The organism is Kribbella sp. NBC_01484, assembly GCF_036227145.1.
In the GTDB taxonomy this organism is placed as follows: Bacteria; Actinomycetota; Actinomycetes; order Propionibacteriales; family Kribbellaceae; genus Kribbella.
In genome coordinates, this window is the sequence record NZ_CP109437.1 from 5940451 (window position 1) to 5963317 (window position 22867).

Genomic DNA, 22867 nt, shown 5'->3' on the forward strand with positions numbered 1-22867 from the left:
GATCGCCAGGCCATCTCAATCGGCTGTCATCAGCGCGGTTGAGCGTCAGGGCCGCCCGGTGGCGGCAATTGTGATGGCCTGGCGGTCCGCTGCTCCTAGCGCTGGACGAGTACGGCGACGGTCCGCGGTGGGACTGTGGCTGTGCCCGTTCCGGCGGTCCAGGTGGTCTGCTTGACGACGGCGTCGGAGCCGTTCGCCTGGACGGGGGACAGGGCCAGGTTGGCGCCGGCCAAGGCCGGGATCTGCTGTGTGACCGCCGCTCCCGTCGAGTTGAAGACGACCAGGACGCCCTTGAGCGCCGGGTCGACGTTGGGACCCACGGTGTCGTCGATGCGCATCGTGATCACACCGGGCGTCGTGCCGCTGACCGGGAAGGTGAGCTTCTGGTTGATCAGTTCCGCGGAGCCGAGCCGGAACAGCGGGCTCGAGAAGCGCAGCTTCAGCAGGTCGGCGGCTGCGGCTGAGGCGGTCGCCACGTCGGCCGCGGTCGGCTTCAGCGCCGGGTTCGCGAGCAGCGGCTTCATGTAGGACCACTTGGCCTCGTTGTCGGCCTTGGGCGGCAGACCGTGGCCGAAGCCGTTGTCGGCACCGGTCCAGTCGAGGGTGTTGAACCAGTCGCCCGAGTCGTAGGAGTTGCGGTCGAGCGACTTGCTCCGCAGCAGGTCGGCGCCCGCGTGCCAGAACGAGGGCGTCTGGGCCAGCGCGGTCGTTGCCAGTGACACCGTGTTCATCCGGATCCGGTCCGGCATCGTCATTGCTGTCGGCAACTTGTAGGTCAGCGTGTCCCACAACGTCTCGTTGTCGTGGGCATCGACGTAGCTGATCACCTCGTCCGGCTGGTCGGCGTACCCGGCCGGTGAGCCGTTGTAGTCGACCGCGTCACCGCGGACGACGTCGCCGGTCGAGGCGGAGCGGAAGGTGAACGAGCGCAGGTTGCCGGCCAGGCCGAGCTGGATCAGATCCGTGTCGTGGGCGAGTCGCTGAGCGCGTTCGGAGGGCGTGCCGTTGATCGGGTCGCCGTTCGGGTCGCTCGCCTCGCCGGAGCCGAAGCCCTGGATCCGCGGGTTGTCGTCGAACGGACCGCCGCCGCGGACCCCGTCGCGGAGCCGGTCGGAGAACGTACCGATCCCGGTGCCGCCGAGGTTGCCCTGCCGCGCTTGGACGAACAGCGCGTCGTTCGCGACCTCGCCGAAGTTCCAGCCCTCGCCGTACAGGTAGATGCTCTTGCCGTCCACCCCGTCCTTGGCCAGGGTCAGCTTGTCCAGCGCGGCGCGGATCTTCAGCATGTTCTCCTTGCTGTGGTGGCCCATCAGGTCGTACCGGAAGCCGTCGACCCGATAGTTGCGCGCCCAGCTGACGGTGCTGTCGACCATGATCTTCTCGGCCATCGCGTGCTCGGTGGCGATGTTGCTGCAGCAGGTCGACGTCTCCACCTTCCCGGTCGCGTTCAGCCGCTGGTAGTACCCGGGCACGACCTTGTCCAGCACGGACGTCGGCGCCTGACCGGCCGCCGGGGTGTGGTTGTAGACCTGATCCAGTACGACGCGCAGCCCCGACTTGTGCAGTCCGCCGACCATCGTGCGGAACTCGGCGACGCGGGCCAGGCCATCACGGGCGGTCGCGTACGAGCCCTCGGGCGCAAGCCAGTGGTACGGGTCGTAGCCCCAGTTGAACCCGTCCTTCGCCGCGACCGCCGTCACGCAGGCCTGCTGCTGATCGGAGTCCGCCGGGAACGACTTCAGATCACAGGCCGGCGTCTGCTGCCCGGTCTCCGGGATCGACGCGATGTCGAACGTCGGCAAGAGGTGCACGGTGTTGAGTCCGGCCGCCGCAAGTGCCTGCAGGTGCTTCGTCCCGTTGCCCTGGTCGGCGAAGGCGAGATAGGTCCCGCGGTGCGCGGCCGGCACGCTGCTGTCGTTGATCGAGAAGTCGCGGACGTGCAGCTCGTAGATCGTCGAGTCGACACCCCGCGCCAGCTTCGGCGCCGGCGTACCCGACCAGAGCGCCGGCTTCCCGGCCGGATCGTTCAGGTCCACGGCGACCGAGTACGCCGAGTCCGTCGTGAGCGCGACCGAGTACGGATCGGTGACGACGTTCGTCTCGACCTTGCCTGTCGAAGGCGCGTAGACCTTCACCTCATAGAGGTACGACGCGTTCTTCCACGACCGTGGTCCGTCGGCTGACCACGACCCATCGTTGTTGAGTCGCATCGGCACCCGGCTGGACCCGACCAGCAGCGTCACCGCTTGCGCGGTCGGCGCCCACAGCGTGAACGTCGGCGCACCACCGTGCCAGTTCACGCCGTACGTGCGCCCCGCGGCACTGCCGTAGACATCGTCGAGCACACCCGGGATCTGGACGCCGGTCGCGTCCAGCAACCGTCCCACGTCGTCGTACTGTGCGAGCCCGAGTTGCCCGGTGAGGATCTTCTGAACGTCGGCGTGGTCGAGTCTGAGCGCGGTATAGCCCTTCAACGCCGGGAACTTCGCCAGCACCGACGCAGGGATCCCGGCCGGGTCATAACGCAGTCCGGACGACGAGCCACCGATGTCGTCCGCGTCGACCTTCAGCGAGCCGTCGTCCGACCAGTGCAGCCGCCAGCGCGACTGCTCCGGGTGGGCGACCGGCGGTACGGCGAGCAGGTCGTGAGTCAGCCAGTAGGCCTTGGCCTGGCTGAGATCCGGCTGGGCACCCGGCCGGGACGTCGTCACGGTCAGCACGTGGGTTGCGATGACGTAGGAGAAGGTGACGACCAGGCCGTCGCCCGGAACGGTGAACGGGATGTTGGCGCCGTTCTTGACTCCGCCGGCGCCGTAGTTCTCGTCGAAGGACAGGTTGTGCGCGACCTTCGCCTCATAACTACCCGCTCCCAACTCACTGGTCGACCACGTGTAGGTCCCGTCGCCGTTCTCGTCGGTCAGCCACGGTCGCATGCACGACGGGTCCCAGTCGCCCGGACAGCCGAGCTCCGACTGGAACGAGCCGGGCACAGTGATGATCGGGCCCTCGGCACTGGACGTGACGTAATGCCGCCCGTGTTCGTAGTAGAAGGTGACCGGACCGGTTGGAGCCGTGTAGGAGATGTTCGCGCCGTTCAGGACGCCGCCGGCACCGTAGTTCTCGTCCCAGGTCTTGTTGATCGCGGCCTTGTAGGCGTGCTCACCGGCCGGGAGGGTGTACGTCCCCTTCCACACCTTGTCCTTCGGGTCCAGCGTCAGCTGTGCCTGGCTGCAGGCCGGATCCCAGTCACCGGCGCAGCCCATCTCACTGTTGTGATCACCAGGCACGCTCACGTTGGCGGGCTGTACGACGGGACCGGTCCCACCACCGCCACCACCTGGCGTCGGAGCATCGCCGACCACGCCGTACGAGCCGGACACCGAGTAGTTGCCCGACACATCCCGCAGCACGGCCCGGTACTCGAGCAGCGTCCCCTTGGGCAGCGCGGACACGTCCTGGAACACGCGGTACGGCGCGTTGTCGTCGGAGCCGAGTCGCTGCCAGGCCGTCGTACCCACAGGCCGGTAGCCGAAGGTCACGGTGACCGGAGTGTTCTCCGGCACGGCCGCACCGATCTCGGCACGCCCACCGACCGTCGCACCGAGCTCCGGCGAGGTCATGTAGACAGCCGGCGCCTTCGGGCGCGACGGGACCTTGTTGGCCGCCTGGTAGACGGTCACGGACAGCGGCGCCTGGCTGAGCAGCACTCTGCCCTCACGGTCGGTCTTGACCGCGTTGGAGCCGCCATAGACCGGCTTGAGCCAGGTGTTCGGGCCGTACGTCGGGATCGTCGCGGACGCGGCCGTCTTCGAGTTGTTCGCGACCACCAGGTACTCGACGTTGTCGGTGCCGAGCCGGCTGAAGGCATACAGGCCGTTGGTGTTCGACGAGTAGCGGTGCACCTGCCGGCCGTCGGCCAGCGCCGGGTACTTGGCCCGCAGCTGCTCCAAGGCCGCGATGTGCTTGTACATCGGCGCGTTGACGTCGTACCGGTCCTTGCTGCCGATCGTCGTCGTACCGGATCCGTCGACGACCTCGTCGTCGGCGTAGTCCGCGGTCTTGGTCGCGAACATGTCCTGCCGCGCGTCCTTGTCACCGCCCGGACCGGTGAACCCCTGCTCGTCGCCGTAGTAGATGACCGGCTGCCCGCGGGTCAGGAACATCAGCGAGTGCGCCAGCTTGTCCCGCGCCAGCAGTTCCTGACCCGACGCGCCGCCCTGTTTGAGGAACATACCGACGCGGCCCATGTCGTGGTTGCCGAGGAAGGTCGGCAGTTGGTACGCGTTCGAGTCGGCGTCGGTGTAGTAGTCGTCGCCCGCGTAGAAGTCCTGCAGCTTGGTGCCGGGGTCACCCTTCGCGTAGGCGACCGCGCTCTGCTGGAAGCCGAAGTCGAGCGTGGCCTGCAATGCGCCCTTCGTCGTGTACGTCGACATGAACTGCGGATTCGCGTCGAACACCTCGCCGAACATGAAGAAGTTCTTCGACCCCGCGCTCTTGGCCGCGGCCAGGATCGCCGGGGAGAACTTCTGCCAGAACTCGATGTTCACGTGCTTGACGGTGTCGATCCGGAACCCGTCGATGCCGAACTCGGCCCAGGTCTTGTAGACGTCGATCATCCCGTCGCGGACCTTGGGCTGCTCGGTGAACAGGTCGTCCAGGCCGACGAAGTCGCCGTACTCCGCGGATTCGCCGGCGAAGGTCGAGTCGCCGCGGTTGTGGTAGAGCGTCGGGTCGTTCAGCCAGGCCGGCACCTTGACGGTCTCGTCCGCCGGCGTCCGGAACACCGGCACGTTCGGGAACGAGGTGTTCTTGTCCAGCGGCGGGAACGTGTCACCGCCCGCATAGGTCTTGTCGTCGAAGACGTTGCCGGCAGCATCCTTGTACGGCGACGTCGACTTCGGGATGTACCCGTACTGATGGGACTGGTAGTCGATCACGTCCGCGGTGTGGTTGGTGATGATGTCGAAGAAGACCTTCATCCCCTTGCGGTGCGCGAGGCTGATCAGCTGCTTCATGTCCGCGTTGGTGCCGAGGTGCGGATCGATCTGCGTGAAGTCGGTGATCCAGTAGCCGTGGTACCCGGCGCTCACGTTCGCGCCGTCGCCCTGCACCGGCCGGTTCTTGAAGGACGGGGTCAGCCAGATGGACGTCGTACCCAGGGACTTGATGTAGTCGAGCTTCTGGATCACGCCGGACAGGTCGCCGCCGTGGTAGAAGCCCTTGTCGGCCGGGTCCAGTCCGGTCTGCAACCGGTCGCCGGTCAGGCCGCCGGCGTCGTTCGCCGTGTCGCCGTTGGCGAACCGGTCCGCCATCAGGAAGTAGAACCGCTCCTTCGTGAGGTCCTTGCGCAGACTTGGTGACGCCAGCGTCTTGTCGGCCGCGGTCACGGTCGGCCCGGCGAGATCGACCGGCTTCACCGTGACGACATGACTGGTGTCGTCGTAGCTGAACACCAGCTTGGCCGGACCCTGGATCGCGAGCGGGATGTTCGCCCCGTTCAGCACACCGCCGGCGCCGTAGTTCTCGTCCCAGGCACGGTTCACGGTGACCTTGTACTCGTACGTGCCGGCCGGCACGTCGAACACCTTCGTGTACGGCGCACTCGTCCCGAGACTGGTCGCGTCACATCCCGGGTCCCAGTCAGCGGGACACCCGAGCTCGCTCTGCAGCGACCCGGCGAGTGTGATCACCCGCTCCGCCGCCACCTGCGCCGGCGCGGAAGTCGCCGTACCTAGTCCGAGAACGATCACCGCAGCCGCGGTGAAGCCTGCCGTCAATCGCCTGAACCTGCTCATCAGGGCACCCCTCCCAGCCGAACCTGCCGGGGACGCTAGCCAAGGGTCAGCGGCAACGGAAGGGTTTGACCGTCACAAGTCGGCAGGCGGTCGCTCAGAACTCCCAGAGAACGGAGGCCGGAAGGGCCGCGAGGTTGGGTCCGAACCGGGTCGCCTCCGGCGCGGTGTGGAGCAGCACGCCGAAGTGGAACCGGTCGCCGAGCCGGTCGGCGAGGAATCGCAGTCCCCGCAGATCGTCGGCGGACGGCGAGCTTGTTGCTTTCACCTCGATGCCCACCACCCGCCCATCCGGATGCTCGAGGACGAGGTCGACCTCGGCGCCGTCGCGATCACGGAAATGCCACAGCGAGGGCCTGCCGTTGGACCAGGTCAGCTGTTTCTTGATCTCGTTGGCGACGAAGGTCTCCATCAGCTGGCCGAGTGGGCCACCGATCTGAGCGACGTTGGACTGATTCGCGCCGATCAGGAATGACGCAAGTCCTGTGTCGGTCAGGACGAGTTTCGGACGGCGGATCACCTTGCGGCTGAGGTTGGTCGACCAGGCCGGGATCCGGTCGACCAAGAACGCCTGGGTGAGCAGCGCGAGGTAGCCGTCCACCGTGCGAGTAGGGAATCCGAACTCTCCTGCGAGTGCGCTCACGTTGAGCTCGGTTCCGGTCCGGGCTGCGCAGAGCCTCAGCAGCCGTGGGATCTCAGCCAGCCGCTCGATCGAGGACAGATCCCGGATGACTGACTGGGTGATCGTCGTGAGGTAGCCGTCGAACCACGATTGGCGCCGGCCGGGTTGCCTGCGTACAACCTCGGGATACCCGCCGGTGACGATTCGCTTCACGATGTCTGCCCGTTCGGTCGACTTGTTCCGGATCAGCGCGATCGGATCATCGAATACGAGGTCCACGAACCGGTCCGCGATGCCGGCGAGCTCGCCCTGCGAGAACGGCCAGAGGTCAATCGTCTCCACCCGGCCGACCAGCGATGCGGCCATGTCCGGGGCCGAGAGCAGGCGCGACGACCCGGTCAAAAGGAACCGGCCCGGGCGACGATCTCGATCGACCTCGGCCTTGATCGCCCGGAACATTTTCGGTTCGAGCTGTGCTTCGTCGATAACGAACGTATCCGCCGGTCGTTGGACAAAGCTGCGGGGATCGGCGTGGGCGGCGAGCCGATTGGTCTCGTCGTCAAGCGTCACGAAGTCGACCGTGCCCGGATACGCCAGCTGACGTGTGAGTGTCGTCTTGCCGACTTGGCGCGGTCCGTTCACCACGACGACCGGTGTGTCGGTCATCGCCGTGCGGATGGCCTCGGCGGCGGCTCGTGCAAGGAGATTCACAGACGAATTATACTGCCGTTTCGTCGAACCCCTGCCCGCCGATCCGTCGGATGCTTGGCTGCCGATCTGTCGTGAATTCGGCTGCGGATTCGTCGGCCGATTCGCTGCTGGTTCGCGTGGCTCACGACAGGAGATCTGGCAGCGTGGTCTCGATCGGCGTGCGGAGCACGGTCGTGGCCTCGTCGTCGTACGGGGTCGGCTGGGCGTTGAGGATGATCAGCGGCTTGCCGGCGGTCAGTGCGAGGTCGCAGAGACCGGCAGCCGGGTAGACCTGCAGGGAGGTGCCGACGGCGAGGAAGACGTCGGCGGCCTCGGTGGCCGCGACGGCCCGGTCGAGGACCGTCTGGTCGAGGGACTGGCCGAAGGACACGGTCGCCGACTTCAGGATCCCGCCACAGACCTCGCAGGCCGGGTCCTCGTCGCCGGCCTCGAGCCGTGGGAGTACGTCGGCCATCGGGATCCGGCGCCCGCAGCCGAGGCAGTCGACAAACCAGACCGTGCCGTGCAACTCGTGGACCAGTTCAGGCGACGAGCCGGCCTTCTGGTGCAGGCCGTCGACGTTCTGGGTGATGAGTCCGGTCAGCCGCCCCTGGCGTTCCAGCTCCACGAGCGCCAGGTGACCCGGGTTCGGCTCGGCGGTCCAGGCCGGCGCGGCCAGGCGATGCTTCCACACCTCCACGCGGACCTCGCGACTGGCGACGTACTCGTCGATGTCGAACATCGCCTGCGCCGCCGGGTCCTTCGTCCACAACCCCTGCGGTCCGCGGAAGTCGGGGATCCCCGACGCGGTCGAGATCCCGGCTCCGGTCAGTACGGCGATGCGCTCGGCGTCGATCACGCCTTCGACCGTAGCGCCTCCCATTCGGGAGCCAGGATCGCCATCACGATGTCGTCGACCCACTCACCGTCCCACTTGAGCGCGTGCCGCAGCCGCCCCTCCTCGACGAACCCGGCCTTCTCGTACACCCGCTGTGCCCGCGGGTTGAACGCGAACACCGTGAGCGAGATCCTGTGCAGGCCGAGCTGCTCGAACCCGTAGCCGACGATCAGCCGGGTCGCCTCGGAGCCGAACCCGTGATCCCGGCCGTCCGCGCCGATCAGGATCCGGAAGTTGCAGGACTCGTCCTCCGGACTCCACCTGTTGAGCACCGCCTCACCGACGGTCCGGCCGGTCGCCTTCGACACGATCGCCAGATCCAGGCGGTCGGTCTGATCCTTTCGGGTCCGCAGCCAGTCCCGGTACGTCTCCTCCTCGACGCCACCACCGTCGTGGTCGCCGGTGAACTTGCTCACCTCGGGATCGGCCATCGCCGCCATCAGCGCGTCGTAGTCGCTCTCGTCCAACGGACGCAGGATGACGAGCTCACCGGTCAGGGTCGGCTTGTGGGCGAAGTCGGTCACACCGCGGAGTCTCTCAGCTGACCCGTCGAACGACGTACGTGTTTTCGACTGCCGACACCAGTTCCTGGGAGCGCATCCGGCACCAGGCCGGGATGTCGGTGGCCGCGGCCGGATCATCTGCGCGGACCGTGACGGTATCGCCGACGGCAACGGTCGGAAGCGTCTTGGCCAGTTTGATCACCGGGAGTGGGCAGAGCAGGCCGCTGCAGTCGAGGTCGACGTTCACATCCCCACCTCCGCCCGGATCCGCCGGACTACGCCTGGCACCACCGCACAGAACCGGTCGATCTCCGCATAGGTCGTGTCGCGCGTCAGGGAAATGCGGACGTTGCCGTGAGTCAGGACGCCCATGGCGGCCAGGACATGCGAGGGCTTGAGCGTGCTCGACGTACAGGCCGAGCCGCTGGAGACCGCGAACCCTTCCGCGTCCAATGCAGTCACGAGTGCCTCGCCGTCCACGTAGAGACAGGAGAACGTGAGGATGTGCGGCAGGCGGTCGTCGGGATCGCCGACCACTTCGACATCCGGGATGTCCGCGGCCATGCGGCGTCGTACTTCGTCGATCCAGGCCCGGTGCTGCTTGTTCAGCTCCTCGGCCTCGCTGAGCCGGGCCTGCAACGCGGCAGCGGCTGCCAACGCACTCGGCACGTCCGGGAACCCGGGGGAGAGGCCGTCCTCCCGCTCGTCCATCGGCCAGTCCGGCGCGATCCGTGTGCCCTTCCGGACCGCCAGCAGGCCGACGCCCGCCGGTCCACCCCACTTGTGCGCGCTCGCCGTCAACGCCGACCACCCCGCGGGTACGGCGTCGTGCCCGATGGACGCGGCCGCGTCGACGAACAGCGGTACGTCGCCACACGCCTCGGCCGCGGCCTCGATCGGCTGCCGCGTGCCGACCTCGTGATTGGCCGACTGCAGCGCCGCCACCGCCACCCCGGTCTGCCGCACCGCCGCCGCGAACGCATCCAGGTCGACCCGGCCCGCCGAGTCCACACCCACCTCGACTCCGTCGGCACCCGCGGTGTGCAGTACGGCGGAATGCTCGACAGCACTGTGGACAACGGTGGACCCAGCCCGTGTCCGGGCGGCCGTGATCGCAGTCAGTCCGGCGTGGATGGCCGCCGTACCCGAGGTGGTCAGATACAGCTCGTCCGCACGCACTCCGACCGCGTCCGCGAGCACCGCGCGGGCGTTGTCCAGCAACAGCCGCGCGGTCCGTCCCTCGTGGTGCAACCGGACCGGATCCGCCCACCCGGAATCGACTGCCGACAGCAACATTTCCCGCGCGGCCGGGTGCAACGACTCGGCCGACGCGGCATCCAGATAGGCACGCTGACTCACACGGGAAACGCTAACTCCTACCTGTGCGCAAGATCGCCAAAGGTGTCCAGTAGTGTTTGGTCGTCAGTCTCACTTGGGAAGGGAAAGGCGCCCCGTGGGTTCGAACGGCACGCCCGGAGTGGAGGAGCGCACGGCAGTACCTGCCGGCGCCACACGTCCGGCGAAGCGACGCCTGCTGGTCGGTACGGGAGTGGTGCTCGGCACCCTGCTGCTGACCGGTTGTTCGCAGGCGACCAAGGAGCAGTGGAAACGGTTCGGTCTCCCCGTGGGTGCATCGGACCGGACCGGGGCCATCGAGAGCCTCTGGGTCGGTGCCTGGATCGCCGCCCTGATCGTGGGCGTGCTGGTCTGGGGCCTGATCTTGTGGGTCGTGGTGCGATACCACAAGCGCAACGACGACGCCCCCCGGCAGGTGCGGTACAACCTGCCGCTGGAGGTGCTCTACACGCTGGCGCCGTTCGCGATCATCGGGGTGTTGTTCTTCTACACCATCGAGCACGGCAACGAAGTCACGAAGATGTCGGCCAGCACGGACCACACCATCAACGTGGTGGGCCAGCAGTGGCAGTGGACCTTCAACTACAAGGACACCGTCGACGGGCAGCAGGGCGTCTGGGAGACCGGCACGCTGTCAAAGCCCGCCCAGCTGTGGCTGCCGGTGGACGAGTCGGTCGAGTTCGTCCTGAACTCGCCGGACGTGATCCACTCCTTCTGGGTGCCGTCGTTCTACTTCAAGCTCGACGTCATCCCGGGCCGGACGAACAAGTTCCAGCTGACCCCGACCAAGACCGGCATCTTCGCCGGCAAGTGCGCCGAGCTCTGCGGGCTCTACCACAGCCGGATGGTGTTCTCGGTGAACGTGGTCTCCCGCGACGAGTACGACGCGCATCTGCGCGAGCTGGCCGCCAAGGGCCAGACCGGCGCCGCCACCGGCGGCTCGGACGCGACCACCATTCCCGGTCACGGGGAGCAGGAGGGCGGCAAGTGACCGACATCGCCGAGCGCACCGGCGCTATCGGTACCACCACCACCACCGTGCTGCCGCGGCGGCGCAGCAAGGGCCAGATCGCGGTCAAGTGGCTGACCACCACCGATCACAAGCTGATCGGCCACATGTACCTGATCACCTCGTTCGCGTTCTTCCTGATCGGCGGCGTGATGGCGCTGGTGATCCGGGCCGAGCTGGCCAGGCCGGGTCTGCAGATCGTGAACGAAGAGGTCTACAACCAGCTCTTCACCATGCACGGCACGATCATGCTGCTGCTGTTCGCGACCCCGCTGTTCGTCGGCTTCGCGAACGAGATCATGCCGATCCAGATCGGCGCCCCCGACGTGGCGTTCCCGCGACTGAACATGTTCAGCTTCTGGCTGTTCCTGTTCGGCGGCCTGATCACGCTCAGCGGGTTCTTCACCCCGGGCGGCGCGGCCGACTTCGGCTGGTTCGCGTACGCTCCGTTGTCCAACGCGGTCCGCTCGCCGGGTATCGGCGGTGACCTGTGGATCATGGGCCTGTGGATGGCCGGTCTCGGCACCATCCTCGGTGCGGTCAACTTCGTGACGACGATCATCACGATGCGCGCCCCGGGGATGACGATGTTCCGGATGCCGATCTTCACCTGGAACATCCTGGTCACGTCGATCCTCGTCCTGATCGCGTTCCCGATCCTGGCCGGTGCGCTGCTGATGCTGGAGGCGGATCGAGCCTTGGGGGCTCACGTCTTCGATGCCGCGAACGGTGGGCCACTGCTGTGGCAGCACCTGTTCTGGTTCTTCGGGCATCCCGAGGTCTACATCATCGCGCTGCCGTTCTTCGGCATCATCACCGAGATCCTGCCGGTGTTCAGCCGCAAGCCGGTCTTCGGCTACATCGGTCTGGTCAGCGCGACGCTGGGCATCGCGGTCCTGTCGGTGGCGGTGTGGGCGCACCACATGTTCGTCACCGGAGCGGTGAACCTACCGTTCTTCTCGTTCATGACGTTCTTGATCGCGGTCCCGACCGGCGTGAAGTTCTTCAACTGGATCGGCACGATGTGGGGCGGATCGGTGTCGTTCGACACGCCGATGCTCTGGGCGATCGGCTTCCTGACCACCTTCCTCTTCGGGGGTCTGACCGGCATCATCCTCGCCTCGCCGGCGCTGGACTACCAGCTGTCCGACTCGTACTTCGTGGTCGCGCACTTCCACTACGTGGTGTTCGGCACGGTGGTGTTCGCGATGTTCGCCGGGTTCTACTTCTGGTGGCCGAAGTTCACCGGGCGGATGCTCGACGAACGCCTCGGCAAGCTGCACTTCTGGCTGCTGTTCATCGGCTTCCACACCACGTTCCTGGTGCAGCACTGGCTCGGTGTCGAGGGTATGCCGCGGCGCTACGCGTCGTACGGCGCGAACGAGGGCTTCACGACGCTGAACGAGGTGTCCAGCGTCGGTGCCTTCATCCTCGGCCTGTCGATGCTGCCGTTCTTCTACAACGTCTACAAGTCGCGCAAGTCGCCGAAGGTCGGCGTCGACGACCCGTGGGGCTGGGGCCGGTCGCTGGAGTGGGCGACCAGTTCGCCGCCGCCGCGGCACAACTTCGAGAAGCTGCCGCGGATCCGGTCCGAGAGCCCGGCGTTCGACCTGCACCACGCCGATCTGGCCCTGGCCGAGTACCCGGACAACCGGGCCGGCAAGGACAACCTGCTGGACGCGGCCGAGGACGAGGGCCGGGTCGAGCACCTGGAGCAGGTCGTCGCCGCGGAGACCGACGCTGAGGGGAAGGACAAGGCGTGAAGATCGAAGCCTGGGTCTTCGGGATCCTGAGCCTGTTCGTGCTGGTCGTCACGCCGATCTACTGGCTGATGTCGAACGACCCGACCGGCACCACGGCGCTGGTGATGACGTTCTTCCTGGCCTTGCTGGTGGCGTTCTACCTGAGCATCACCGCCCGCCGGATGGACCCCCGTCCGGAGGACCGCAAGGAAGGCGAGATCGTCGATGGAGCCGGTGAACTCGGCTTCTTCCCGCCGTACTCGTGGTGGCCACTGTGGACGGCGATGACGCTGGCGGTGGCCGTGCTCGGCATCGTCTTCGGCTGGTGGCTGTTCATCGCCGGCTGCGGCATCGGCATCGTCACCCTGAGCGGCTTCATCTTCGAGTACTACCGCGGTGACCACGCTCATTAGTTGAGCGTCGTACGAAAAACGTCGTCCGGGAACGAACCGGGCGGCGTTTTCGTGCGTCTTTAGAGACGCCACCGGTAACAGGCCGTTGTGGTCCGTACCACTGCGGTGGCGGTGCGTTGCACGGGACTGTCCGTATGACGGGTTACCCTTGCGACGGTTTGACCAAACAGGGGAGAGCTGGGGAATGGTGAGCGGTTCGGTGAGGAAGCACGGCCTTGCCGTGGCGGGGATCTGTGTGCTGCTGCTGGCCGGCACGGCGTGCAGCGACACGGAGGCGGGCGGCAACAGCCCGTCAACACCTGGTGCGTCCACGACGCAGGGCAATGGCACCCCCGGCGCGTCGACGACCCCGGGCGCGTCGACCACCCCGTCGCAGGATCCGGCCGCGTCGAATCTCACGATAGTGCCCGCCCAGGGCGCGTCGTCGGTGCAGCCGGACAAGCCGGTGACCGTGTCCACGTCCCAGGGCAAGCTGTCCGAGGTCACGCTGAAGGACGACGACGGCGACAAGGTCGACGGCAGTTTCAACACGGACAAGACCCAGTGGACCTCGTCGGACCACCTCAAGCCGGGCGCGTCGTACACCCTGAGCGGCTCCGCCGAGGGCACCGACGGCGGGACCGTGCCGATCAGCTCGAACTTCAGGACGCTGAAGGCGACGAAGAGCCTGAAGGCCTCGGTCGTCCCGCTCAACGGTGAGACCGTCGGCGTCGCGCTGCCGATCCAGATCTACTGGAACAACCCGGTCAAGGACCGTGCGGCGGTGGAGAAGCGGCTGAAGGTGACCACCTCGGTCCCGGTCACCGGCACCTGGCACTGGGTGAACAACAAGCAGGTCAACTACCGGCCGATGAACTACTGGCCGGCCGGCACCAAGGTGACCGTCACCATCGACACCCAGGGCGTCAACGCCGGCAACAACACCTGGGGCACGAGCAGCCGCAAGATCGCGTTCAGCATCGGCAAGTCGGTCGTCAGCACCGTCAACGTGACGAAGCACACGATGACCGTGGCGATCAACGGCAAGCTGGCCCGGACCATCCCGATCACCGCCGGCAAGGAAGGCTTCACCACCCGCAGCGGGGTGAAGGTGATCATGGAGAAGTTCCCCACCAAGCGGATGGACGCCGCGACCGTAGGCATCAAGCCGGGCGACCCGAACTACTACAACATCAGCGACGTGAAGTGGGCCCAGCGGGTGACCAGCTCCGGTGAGTTCATCCACGGTGCGCCGTGGTCGGCCGGCAGCCAGGGCAGCGCCAACGTCAGCCACGGCTGCGTCGGCATGAGCCTCGCGGACGCCCAGTGGTTCTACGCCCAGACCCTGCGCGGCGACCCCGTCACCGTCGTCGGCACCACCCGCCACATGGAGCCCGGCAACGGCTGGACCGACTGGAACACCACCTGGGCCGTCTACAAGGCCGGCTCCGCCCTCTCCTGACGCCAGCGCATCGGCTGCCCGCAGGCTGGTCACACCTCCACAGCGGAGATGCGACAAGCCTGCGGGCAGTTTTCGTGCTGGCCGGCGCCTTCCTGTCAGTGACCCATTCGGTGTTGTCGCGGGGTTTTAGCGGCACACGGCGAGTATTGGCAGATGGGCACGTGCGCGGTCCCGGCGAATGGGGCTCGAATATTAGTGACTGCGGTCACATGTAGCGTGTGGCCGCGCCGACTGCCGACCTTGCAGACATCAGCGCAACTGTGTCGTTGATGGCTCAGGTGGCGGTGGAACTCTCTTGCCTGGAACGGTCGAACCCCCGTGTACGCCGACTGCCTCCGCGGAGGTGGCCGACCGGCCAGGCGCAGTTTGCCGGAGTTGCTTAGGACGTTTACAGAATTGTGCGGTTACACATTCCTTGTCGACCCGAAGAATGCCTCTGAATGGCGGACGCCGCATTGTTCGGCCCGCCACAGGAATTGGTGCGGCACCGCGCCACCCTGGGGATCGGGTGAGCAATCTCCGTAAAGAACTCGACGGGCTCGACGAAGCCCGGCAGCCAGGTCCGCGACCCTGAACGACGGCTCGACGCGCGGAGGACCCAGCGAGCACCTCCCACCGCACCTGGCCGCGCATCCCCCAGGCGGCACGCCGGCCCGAGTCGGGTCACGAGCCCGAACCGGCCTGGTCCACCGATCCGAGCAGTTGAGATATCTGATGCTAGACATTGAGATTTCAGTGCCTTAGATTGCAAATGCCAAGCTCGCCCTCGAGATCAAGGAATTTGCGATGCGCCGAATCGTCGTTCTCCTGACTGTGTGGATCCTTGGGTTGACCGTGGCCGCCGGCTGCGGCGGCCATGACGACTCAGGGCGGTCGTCCGCGAAGGCGAAGCTGCCGGACGGGTCGATCGTCATCGGAATGGCGGTCGCGCGCTCCGGGTTCGCTGCGGCGTACGACCTCGGGCCGTCTCGCGGCGCCGAGCTCGCCGTGGCGGACCTCAACGCCCGCGGCGGCGTCCTGGGCCACCACCTCGAACTCAAGTACGGCGATACGAAGTCCGACCGGGCGCTCGGCACCACCGTGGGGCTCGACCTGCTGTCGCACGGAGCGCAGGTCATGCTCGTCACGTGCGACTTCGACCTGGGCAGTCCCGCTGCCATCGCGTCGACCAGCAAGAACGTTGTGGCGGTGTCGCCCTGTGCGGGCTCCTCGCAGTTCGACGTGCCCACGCTGGGACCGCTTGCGTACTCGATGGGAACCAAGAGCGCGGCCGGTGCGGCGAACGTCGCCCAGTTCGCCTACGACAAGGGTTACCGGAAGGCGTTCCTCTGGCTCGATCCGAGCATCACTCACACCAAGGAGACCTGCGCCGCGTTCGAGTCGAGGTTCAGTGCCCAGCCGCAGGCCAAGGTGGTCGGGACCGAGACGATCCAGCAGAACGACGCGTCGTTCGCCGGCCAGATCGCGCGGCTCCGTGAGTCCGGCGCCGACGTGCTCGAGCTGTGCAGTTACAACCCGGGAGCGGCCACGGCGCTGCGTCAGCTCCGAGCCGCGGGCGTCGACATCCCGGTGATGTCGAACATCGCCATGGACGGCAACTATTGGCTGCAAAGCGTTCCGAACCTGAAGAACTTCTACTACGACGCGTTCGGGTCGCTGTACGGCGGTGATCCGCGCGCGGATGTGAACGACTTCTTCGCGCGTTACAAGGCGAAGTTCGGTGAGCCGGCTGTCACCGCCTACGCGCTCACCGGCTATGCGACGATCCAGGTGATCGCCAAGGCGATCGAGGCGGCTCAGACCACCGACGGCGCTGCGCTGGCGAAGGCGATCGACGGACTGGGGTCGTACGAGACGATCGCCGGTCCCGCAGGGTACAGCGCGACGCAGCACATCGTGACCGACCGTCCCGCGGTGATCATGGGCGTCGACGGAGGCCGGGTCAGCCCGGTCGCCATGTACGCCGGCGGACGCAAGATCGCGAAAGGCTGAGCCCGATGCGGCCGCTGCTGTGCACGAGCCACGTCACCGTGCGCTTCGCCGGACTGTGCGCGCTGGACGACGTCGGACTCGAGCTGGACCACGGCGAGATCCTCGGGTTGATCGGGCCGAACGGGGCCGGGAAGACGACGCTGCTCAACGTGCTGTCGGGCTTCCAGCGCCCCACCACGGGCGAGGTCGAGCTCGACGGCCTCCGGATCACCGGCTGGGATCCACCCCGTCGGGCGAGGGCGGGCATCAGCCGGACGTTCCAGGACGTCCGATTGTTCCCGCAGATGACCGTGCGCGAGAACTGCGAGGCGGCGGTGGTCAGCTGCGGCGGAACCTGGGCGGCCGCGCGCGCTCGTGCGAGCGAGGCGCTGGACTGGCTCGACCTGGATGAGAGCGCCGATGTCCTCGCCCGCGACCTGCCGTACGGAGTGCAGAGGCGCCTGGGCATGGCGCGCGCCCTGTGCGCCCGGCCACGAGTGCTCCTGCTCGACGAGCCGGCGGCGGGCCTCAACGACGACGAGAGCGTCGCGATGGCACAGACCGTGCGGCAGATTCACGAGGAGCTCGGCTGCGGGATCGTCGTGATCGAACACGACGTACGGATGATCCTCAGCCTGTGCGATCGCGTGCATGTCCTCGACCACGGCGTCACGCTCCGGGTCGGCAGCCCTGACGAGATCCGGACCGATCCCGAGGTCGTGTCCGCGTACCTGGGGGCGGAGGCGATGGGATGACGCTGCTCGAGATCTCCGACCTGCAGGTCTCGTACGGGCCGATCGACGCCGTGAAAGGGGTTTCGCTGAGCATCGAACGAGGCGACGTGGTCGCAGTCGTCGGTCCGAACGGGGCCGGCAAGTCCAGCATCCTGCAGGCGATCCAAGGTCTGGTGCGATCGCGGAGCGGAACGGTCCGCTGGCGCGGCGCGGACATCACGGACTGGGCGCCCGAGCGCAGGGCACGGGCCGGCATCGCGTTCGTCCCGGAGTCGCGCGGCGTGTTCCGGACGCTGTCGATCGGTGAGAACCTCCGGCTGGCCGGCTGTGCGCTCGCCGGAGGCGTCGATGTCTCGGAGCGGGTGCAGTTGGCCCTGCGGCACTTTCCCGCGCTGGCGGATCGCCTCTCCGAGCGCGCCGCCGTGCTGTCGGGTGGCGAGCGCCAGCAGCTCGCGATCGGACGGGCACTGGTGGCCGCGCCCGAGTTGCTGATCCTCGACGAGCCCTCGCTCGGGCTCGCTCCGGTGGTGCTCGACGACCTGTTCGCCAACCTCGCCGCGCTGCGCGACGAGGGCCGGACGATCCTCCTCGTCGAGCAGAACGTCGCGCGGGCGGTGAAGCTCGCCGACCACCTGTACTCGCTGCGCGGGGGCGTGATCGAGCGGGTGGACGAGCCCGGCGAACTGCTGCGGAACCCCTCGTTCCGGGCCAAGCACCTGGGCATGGGGTGAGCGGGATGGCTCAGAACCTCGTCAACGCGCTCAGCCTCGGCAGCCTCGATGCCTTGATCGCCATCGGTATCGCCCTGCTGTTCAGCATCATGGGACTGATCAACTTCGCTCACGGCGAGCTGGTGATGATCGGCGGGTACGCGCTGCTGTGGTTCGCCGCGCTGCCCTTCGCCGTGGCGGCGGTACTCGTCGTGGCCGTCGTCATCGGGTGCGGGCTCGCGATGGAACGGCTCGCCTTCCGCTCCGTGCGTGGGGCGACCGGGGAGACGCTGCTGATGACGTCCTTCGCCCTCAGCCTGTTCGTCCAGGGCGGCGTCCTGCTGTTCGAGGGCGCCAACCCGAAGAGCGCCGACGTGCTCGGGAGCCTCGGCGCGGGCGTGGAGGTGGCCGGATTGTCCGTCGGCAAGCTCGACATCGCGATCGTCGGTGTCACCGCGGTGCTGCTGCTGGGGCTCGCGTGGTTCCTGCGGGCGACGCCGCTCGGCCTCCAGATGCGCGCTGCGGCCGAGGACTTCAGAATGGCCCGTGCGCTCGGGGTGCGCGCCAACCTCGTCGTCGCTGCCGCGTTCGGGATGAGCGGCGCCTTCGCGGCGATCGCGGCGATCTTCCTGGTTGCGAGAACGGGCACGCTGACGCCGGCCATGGGCTTGAGTCCGGTGCTCACCGGCTTCGTCGCAGTCGTGCTCGGTGGGCTCGGCCGGCTGTGGGCGGCGGCACTCGGTGCGTTTGTGCTCGCCCTGCTCTCGGTGATGCTGCAGGCATATCTGCCCGGCGAGATGGCCCCGTACCGAGACGCCCTGGTGTACCTCGGGATCGTCGTGATCCTCATGTTCCGGCCGCATGGCATCGCGGGCCGCCCCGGGGCGGTGCGCGTATGACGCACCCGCGGACCTCCGTGCTCGCACGCAGCGCCCCCGCCGTCGTCTGCACGCTGCTGGTGCTGGCGGTCAGTGGCCTGGCCCTGATCGGCTCGGAGACGACCCAGCGGACAGCCACGCAGATGCTCGTGATGGGTGTCATCGCCGTCGGCACGTACATCTTCGTCGGCAACTCGGGTGTGCTGTCCTTCGGTCACGTCGTGTTCGTCGCCGTGGGTGCGTATGTCACCGCGCTGACGACCATTCCCCACAACCTGAAGCAGGCCCTGCTGCCCGCGCTTCCGGGGTGGCTCGCGGCGCTCGAGCTCAGCCTCCCCGAGGCGCTGCTCATCTCCGGTCTGCTCTCCCTCCTGCTCGGCGCCGTCTTCTCGCTGGTGATCCTGCGGCTTGACGGGATGGCGGCAGGCATCGCAAGCCTGGCGCTGCTCATCAGCGTGAACGTCGTGATCAGCAACTGGGACGCGGTCACGCGTGGCTCGCAGGGGATCGTGGGGATCCCGGCCGATCTCACCATCGGCGCCACCGTCCCCTGGCTCATCGGAGCGATCGCCGTCGCCCTGGCCTACCAACTGAGCCGGTCCGGTTTCCGGCTGCGGGCTTCCCGCGAGGATCCCGTCGCCGCCGCCGCGCTGGGGGTCCGCATCCGTCGCGACCGCTCGATCGCATTCGTCATCAGTGCGTTCGTGTGCGGCGTCGGCGGTGGCCTGTATGCCCACTTCCTCGGAGCGCTGACCCCGGGTGATGTCTACCTCCAGCTCACGCTGCTCACACTGCTCATGCTCATAGTCGGCGGAATCCGAAGCCTGAGCGGGGCCGTCATCGGGACCGTGTTCATCTCGGTGCTGGCCGAGCTGCTCCGAAGGATCGAGGCCGGGGGCGATGTGGGCCCGCTCGAGCTCGCTCCGCACCCTGGTATCCAGCAGCTGATCCTCGCCCTGACGCTGCTGCTGACCTTGCTCCTCCGTCCCGGCGGAATCACGTCCGGTCGCGAACTCGGCCTCCCACTGCTCGGCTCGATCGGTGGCCGCCGAAGGAGCCCACACACCTGAGGAGACGAAGCTACAAACCCTTCGACCCTGCTCGCAGCAAGGCGCCGGCCAGTTCTTCGGCATGCAACTCCGGCAGCGAGTGGTGGGTGGCGGTCGCGATCCGTACGACGCTCGCCCCGGCGGCACTGGCGCGTCGGGCGATCTCGTCGGGGTCATGCGCCTTGCTGCGATCCGCGACGACGACAACGAGCTCGCTGTCCAAGCGCTCGATGTCAGCCAGTGCCGGCCGCTGCGGGCGGACCGGTCGGGCGCTGGGCTCGAGAGTGGCCAGTCCGGCCAGACGCAACCAGTCCGGCGCGACCGGCAGGCCCTGCGTCTCCCAGCGCAGGAAGGATTCGTTACGTGCCGGGCTGGGCTTCAGGAGCGTGGGGAGTGCTCTGGCGACGTAGCTCGCCTTCAGGCCGGCGAAGCATTCCGTCGGATCGATCAGTGTGAGCTTGCCGACTCGTCCCGGGTTGCGAAGCGCGTAAGTGAGCGCGATCCACGAGCCGTACGAATGTCCGGCCAGCGTGGCGCGGTCGAGTTGCAGAGCATCGAGCACTCCGGTCAGCCAGGTCATCAGATCGTCGACTGTGCGTGGTGGCGTTCCGATCGTGCGGCCTGCGTCGCCGATCAGGTCGACGGCGTAGACGCGGCGATCCTCCGCCAGGTGCTGAGCGACGGCGAACCAGACCGTCGAGGTGGCTCCATGCCCGGCCAGCAGCACCAAGGGAGGGGCGTCGGCGGGGCCGCAGGCGTTCACGTGGGTGCCGCCGAGGTTGAGTTGTTCCACCGGGACTCCCCAGCGGGCGAGGAGGGCGTCGTACGCGTCCTGGAAGGTCATGAGTCGAGAATAGCTCACTCAGTGAGGTAATCTACTGGCATGCGTGAAGGAGTGCGTCCGGCCGATCCCGAGCGGGCAGCGGCGCTGGAGCTGGTGCACCTGCTGCGTGAGGTCGCGGTGCGGCTCGAGCTGGCGGCGGGGGAGTTCGCCCGGACGACCGGTTTGCACGGGACCGACGTACGGGCGCTCATCCGCCTCCTGGACGCCGAACGGGCCGGCCTGGACGCCACGCCGAGCTGGCTCGCTCAGCAGCTGGGAATGACCTCTCAGGCGACGACAGCCGTGATCCACCGCCTGGAGGCCGCCGGCCACGTCGAACGCCTCAGAAGCCGCTCAGACGGCCGCAGCGCCCACCTGCAGGTCTCCGACACCGCGATCGCGCTCGGCTGGCAGTTCTTCGGCCCGCTCCTCGACCGCCTGATCGCCACCACCCAAGCCCTTGCCCCCGGCGACCAAGCGCTGGTCAAGGACTACCTGACCGAGGTCTCCGAGGTGCTGGGATAAACGAAAAGGCCCCGGCGTGATGCCGAGGCCTTGTCGTTCGGTACGACGTCAGGAGCGGTCGCTGGTGACCTCGCGGTAGGTCTCCGTCTCGCTCAGGTCGTGGATCTCGTCGGAGTCGTGAGCGTGCTCGTGACCCTCCTCGAGCTCCTCCCGGGTCGGCTTCTGCACCGCGTCGGCGAAGTAGAACCGGGACAGCCGGGCGCGGAGCTTGTTCAAGGCCCGGCGCGGGGCGCGGACGCCGTTGTCGTCGGTCTCCGGACCGATGTCGAGCGGCAGCAGCCGGTCCCGGGCCGTCAGGGTGTACGACTCGTAGGTGCCGATCGGCTCGTGCCGCTCGGTGTACTTGCCCTCGGGGGAGCGGACGATCACACCGGTCTCCAGGCCGTGCAGCAGCCGGTCGTTGTCGGCGCGCTGCAGCGAGATCGCGATCCGCCGGGTCACCCAGAACGCCAGCACCGGGCCGAGGAACACCGCGAACCGGAGGAACCAGGTCACGTGGTTCAGCGACACTCCGAAGTGGGTGGCGATCAGGTCGTTGCCACCACCGATCCAGAGCAGGGCGTAGAAGGTGATGAAGGCGGCGCCGATACCGGTCCGGGTCGGCATGTTGCGCGGCCGGTCCAGCAGGTGGTGCTCGCGCTTGTCACCGGTGATCCAGCCTTCGATGAACGGATAGAGCGCGACCAGGGTCACGAAGGCAGGGGGTACCAGCAGGGCGGGGATGATCAGGTTCCAGCTGAGTGTGATGCCCCAGAAATGCGACTCGAAGCCGGGCATTATTCGCACCGAGCCTTCCAGCCAGCCCATGTACCAGTCCGGCTGGGATCCCGCTGTCACTTCTGACGGGTTGTACGGGCCGTACAGCCAGACCGGGTTGATCTGCAGCAGGGCGCCCATCAGCGCGGTGATGCCGAAGACGACGAAGAAGAAGCCGCCGGCCTTGGCCATGTACACCGGCATCAGCGGGTAGCCGACCACGTTGTTGTTGGTCCGGCCGGGACCCGCGTACTGCGTGTGCTTGTGGTACACGACCAGGAACAGGTGGACCGTGACGAGGGCAAGGATCAACCCCGGTATCAGCAGCACGTGCACGGTGAAGAACCGGGACACCATCTGGTCGCCCGGGAACTCGCCACCGAAGATGAAGAAACTCAGATACGTGCCGATCACCGGGGACGCCTGGATCATGCCCTGGGTGATCCGCAGACCGGTGCCGGACAGCAGGTCGTCCGGCAGGCCGTACCCGATGAAGCCCTCGATGATGCCGAGGAACAGCATCGTGAAGCCGATCACCCAGTTGAGCTCGCGCGGCTTGCGGAACGCGCCGGTGAAGAAGATGCGGAGCAGGTGCACCATCATCGCGGCGATGAACAGCACCGCGGCCCAGTGGTGGATCTGCCGCATCAGCAGGCCGCCGCGGACGTCGAACGAGATGTTCAGCGTCGACGCGTAGGCGTCGGACATGTGCAGGCCCTTGAGCAGGCTGTACGAGCCCTGGTACTCGACCTCGGCCATCGACGGCTTGAACCAGAAGGTCAGGAAGATGCCGGTCAGGATCAGGATGATGAAGCTGTACAGCGCGATCTCGCCGAGCATGAACGACCAGTGGTCCGGGAAGACCTTGCGCAGGTTCTTCCGGCCGATCTTGCCGATCCCGAGGCGATCGTCGAGATACTTGACCGGTCCGGGGAACTCTTTGTCTGACACTGCA

The 22867-nt window shown here is 67.3% G+C and carries 18 protein-coding genes; 10 read left to right on the top strand and 8 right to left on the bottom strand.

What is annotated here, in order from left to right; genetic code table 11:
• Nucleotides 1-95: 95 nt before the first annotated feature.
• The 6 genes from pulA to OG555_RS29045 form a co-directional block, all read right to left on the bottom strand.
• The gene (gene pulA, locus OG555_RS29020; protein ID WP_329475719.1) at nt 96-5795 is read right to left on the bottom strand and encodes a pullulanase-type alpha-1,6-glucosidase; all 5700 of its coding nucleotides are present in this window, start codon (nt 5793-5795) and stop codon (nt 96-98) included.
• A gap of 94 nt (nt 5796-5889) precedes the next feature.
• Nucleotides 5890-7125, bottom strand: coding sequence for an ATP-binding protein (locus OG555_RS29025; RefSeq protein WP_329475720.1), 1236 nt, complete (start codon nt 7123-7125; stop codon nt 5890-5892).
• Between the two features lie 121 nt (nt 7126-7246).
• Nucleotides 7247-7963, bottom strand: coding sequence for an SIR2 family NAD-dependent protein deacylase (locus OG555_RS29030; protein ID WP_329475721.1), 717 nt, complete (start codon nt 7961-7963; stop codon nt 7247-7249).
• Nucleotides 7960-8526 (bottom strand): GNAT family N-acetyltransferase, encoded by a 567-nt coding sequence (locus tag OG555_RS29035; RefSeq protein WP_329475722.1) that lies wholly within the window; start codon nt 8524-8526, stop codon nt 7960-7962. Before OG555_RS29035 ends, OG555_RS29030 begins: the two co-directional genes overlap by 4 nt.
• A 13-nt stretch (nt 8527-8539) precedes the next feature.
• On the bottom strand, nt 8540-8752 hold the full coding sequence (locus tag OG555_RS29040) for a sulfurtransferase TusA family protein (RefSeq protein ID WP_329475723.1): 213 nt from the start codon (nt 8750-8752) through the stop codon (nt 8540-8542).
• Nucleotides 8749-9864, bottom strand: coding sequence for a cysteine desulfurase family protein (locus OG555_RS29045; protein WP_329475724.1), 1116 nt, complete (start codon nt 9862-9864; stop codon nt 8749-8751). Before OG555_RS29045 ends, OG555_RS29040 begins: the two co-directional genes overlap by 4 nt.
• A gap of 94 nt (nt 9865-9958) precedes the next feature.
• Between OG555_RS29045 and ctaC the strand changes: the two genes are divergently transcribed.
• From ctaC to OG555_RS29090, 9 genes are all read left to right on the top strand, one after another.
• On the top strand, nt 9959-10852 hold the full coding sequence (gene ctaC, locus OG555_RS29050; protein ID WP_329475725.1) for an aa3-type cytochrome oxidase subunit II: 894 nt from the start codon (nt 9959-9961) through the stop codon (nt 10850-10852).
• A 47-nt stretch (nt 10853-10899) separates the two neighbouring features.
• Nucleotides 10900-12633, top strand: coding sequence for an aa3-type cytochrome oxidase subunit I (ctaD, locus tag OG555_RS29055; RefSeq protein WP_442914541.1), 1734 nt, complete (start codon nt 10900-10902; stop codon nt 12631-12633).
• A complete protein-coding gene (locus OG555_RS29060) occupies nt 12630-13025 on the top strand; it encodes a cytochrome c oxidase subunit 4 (protein ID WP_329475726.1) in 396 nt (131 codons plus the stop codon). Before ctaD ends, OG555_RS29060 begins: the two co-directional genes overlap by 4 nt.
• A gap of 199 nt (nt 13026-13224) precedes the next feature.
• The gene (locus OG555_RS29065) at nt 13225-14466 is read left to right on the top strand and encodes a L,D-transpeptidase (protein ID WP_329475727.1); all 1242 of its coding nucleotides are present in this window, start codon (nt 13225-13227) and stop codon (nt 14464-14466) included.
• 786 nt (nt 14467-15252) lie between these two features.
• The gene (locus tag OG555_RS29070; protein WP_329475728.1) at nt 15253-16458 is read left to right on the top strand and encodes an ABC transporter substrate-binding protein; all 1206 of its coding nucleotides are present in this window, start codon (nt 15253-15255) and stop codon (nt 16456-16458) included.
• Between the two features lie 5 nt (nt 16459-16463).
• Nucleotides 16464-17192 carry an ABC transporter ATP-binding protein gene (locus OG555_RS29075; RefSeq protein WP_329475729.1) on the top strand — a complete coding sequence of 243 codons (729 nt, stop codon included), beginning with the start codon at nt 16464-16466 and terminating at the stop codon, nt 17190-17192.
• Nucleotides 17189-17902, top strand: coding sequence for an ABC transporter ATP-binding protein (locus tag OG555_RS29080; RefSeq protein ID WP_329475730.1), 714 nt, complete (start codon nt 17189-17191; stop codon nt 17900-17902). Before OG555_RS29075 ends, OG555_RS29080 begins: the two co-directional genes overlap by 4 nt.
• Before the next feature lie 5 nt (nt 17903-17907).
• The gene (locus OG555_RS29085; protein WP_329475731.1) at nt 17908-18780 is read left to right on the top strand and encodes a branched-chain amino acid ABC transporter permease; all 873 of its coding nucleotides are present in this window, start codon (nt 17908-17910) and stop codon (nt 18778-18780) included.
• Complete coding sequence (locus OG555_RS29090; protein WP_329475732.1) at nt 18777-19829, top strand: branched-chain amino acid ABC transporter permease; 1053 nt, start codon at nt 18777-18779, stop codon at nt 19827-19829. The genes OG555_RS29085 and OG555_RS29090 overlap by 4 nt, the downstream gene beginning before the upstream one ends.
• A 10-nt stretch (nt 19830-19839) precedes the next feature.
• Here the strand turns inward: OG555_RS29090 and OG555_RS29095 are convergent, their stop codons facing one another.
• Nucleotides 19840-20652 carry an alpha/beta fold hydrolase gene (locus OG555_RS29095; RefSeq protein WP_329475733.1) on the bottom strand — a complete coding sequence of 271 codons (813 nt, stop codon included), beginning with the start codon at nt 20650-20652 and terminating at the stop codon, nt 19840-19842.
• Between the two features lie 39 nt (nt 20653-20691).
• Between OG555_RS29095 and OG555_RS29100 the strand changes: the two genes are divergently transcribed.
• Nucleotides 20692-21156 carry a MarR family winged helix-turn-helix transcriptional regulator gene (locus OG555_RS29100; RefSeq protein WP_329475734.1) on the top strand — a complete coding sequence of 155 codons (465 nt, stop codon included), beginning with the start codon at nt 20692-20694 and terminating at the stop codon, nt 21154-21156.
• Nucleotides 21157-21204: 48 nt separating this feature from the next.
• On the opposite strand, the gene qcrB is transcribed toward OG555_RS29100, so the two are convergent.
• Nucleotides 21205-22863, bottom strand: coding sequence for a cytochrome bc1 complex cytochrome b subunit (qcrB, locus tag OG555_RS29105; protein ID WP_329475735.1), 1659 nt, complete (start codon nt 22861-22863; stop codon nt 21205-21207).
• Nucleotides 22864-22867 lie beyond the last annotated feature (4 nt).